At 67.8% G+C, this 1,838-nt stretch carries 2 protein-coding genes; both read right to left on the bottom strand.

All coding sequences use genetic code 11. The features are described from left to right. On the bottom strand, positions 1–1,057 hold a 1,057-nt coding region (locus AC0L18_RS32280), incomplete at its 3' end, for an ABC transporter permease (protein WP_473495726.1). Continuing rightward, positions 1,054–1,838, bottom strand: a 785-nt coding sequence (locus tag AC0L18_RS32285; protein WP_473495727.1) for an ATP-binding cassette domain-containing protein, incomplete at its 5' end; no start/stop codon positions are given. The genes AC0L18_RS32285 and AC0L18_RS32280, both read right to left, overlap by 4 nt.

The following is a 1,838-nucleotide window of genomic DNA, read 5'->3' on the forward strand; positions in this document are numbered from 1 at the left end:
GGCTGCCGCGCCCGCCCATCAGGCTGGTGCCGCCGATGACCACGGCGGCGATGGCATCGAGCTCCAGCCCGGCGCCGGCATCCGGCTTGCCTTGCCTGTATTGCGCGACATAGAGCACCGCCGCCACGCCGGCCAGCAGCCCGGACACGGCGTAGGTGGCGATCTTGACGCGGCCGGCGGCGATGCCGGACAGCCGCGCCGCCTCTTCGTTGCCGCCGATGGCGTAGACATAGCGGCCGAACGGGGTGAAGCGCAGCACTGCGCCGTAGATCAGTATCGCTCCGAGGAAGAACAGGCCCGGCATCGGGATCACGCCGAACACCAGCGAGCGCAGCATCTCGAAATCGGCGGTGGCGTTCGATCCGGTGTAAACCGGCAGCACCGCATTGTTCTGGCCGGCGGTCAGCCGGGCGATGCCGAGCGCCGTCACCATCATCGCCAGCGTGACGATGAAAGGTTGCAGCCGCCCGGCAACGATGATGAAGCCGTTGAGCGCGCCGAACAGCAAGCCGACGCAAGGCGCCACCAGCAACACGCCGAGCACGCCGAATTTCGAGCCGACCTGCGGCAGCAGGAACCACAGCACCAGACTGCAGAGGATCACCCCGACAATGCCGGGCGTGACCAGCCCACGAACGCCATCCAGCCTGATGGCGTGGGTGGCCTGCGGGCCGGCGCGCGATTTTTCGATGTTCAGGAAGATGAAGCGGGTGACCAGGATGCCGAGGCAAAGGGCGACAACGGCAACTGTCGGCACCCCCAGCACCACCGCCGGCGTGACGCCCGGAACCGTCAGCAGCATGGCGCAGACCACGGTGCAGATCGCCATCAGCGAGCCGACGGAAAGGTCGATGCCGCCAGTGATGATCACCGCCGTCATGCCGGTGGCGATCAGGCCGGTGGTCGACACCTGGCGCAGCACATCGAGCAGATTGCCGTAGGACAGGAAGATGTTGTTGCCCTTGGAGCTGATCGGCGAGCCCAGCACGCCGATCAGGAAGATGGCGATCAGCCCCCAATAGAGCTTCGTCCGCGACAGGATATTCAAGATGCTCATGCTGCGGGTCTCGTCATGGTCCGGCGCGGCGCCGCGAGCCGCATGATGGCCTCCTCGCTGGCTTGCGCGCGCGACAGGATCCCCGTCTGGCGACCATCGGCCATGACCAGGATGCGATCGGAAAGAAGCAGCAGCTCCGGCAATTCCGAGCTGATGACGGCGATGGCGAGCCCGTCTCGCGCCAGCTTGAAGATGAGGTCGTAGATCTCCCGCTTGGCGCCGACATCGATGCCGCGTGTCGGCTCGTCCAGCAGCAGCACCCGCGGCCGCGTCGCCAGCCACTTGCCGATGACGACCTTCTGCTGGTTGCCGCCGGACAGGGTGCCGGCCGGCTGCTCGATGGTCCCGCAGCGAATGCCGAGCGCCTTGACCGCCTGCCGCGCCAGGCCCTGCTCGGCGGCCCGCGAGCGAAGCCCGAACCGCGCCAGCGTGCCGACCAGCGGCAGCGCGACATTGTCGGTGATCGACGCCTGAAGATGCAGGCCCTGCGTCTTGCGGTCCTCCGTCACCAGGGCGATGCCGAGCCGGCGGGCGTCGCGCGGCGAACGGATTTCCACCGGCTCGCCGTCGAGCCGGATTTCGCCGCCGGCGCGGCCGCCGCTGGAGCCGAAGATGGTCTCCAGGATTTCGGTGCGTCCCGAGCCGAGCAGTCCGCCTATCCCCAGAATTTCGCCTTCGGCAAGATCGAAGGCGACGCCGTCGAGCGCGGTGCGCCAGCCGTGGCGGTCTGGTTTCGACAGCGATAGGCCGCCTACGGAGAGGACGACCTTGCCGCTGGGAC

The sequence above is a fragment of the Mesorhizobium sp. WSM4819 genome (assembly GCF_055811215.1).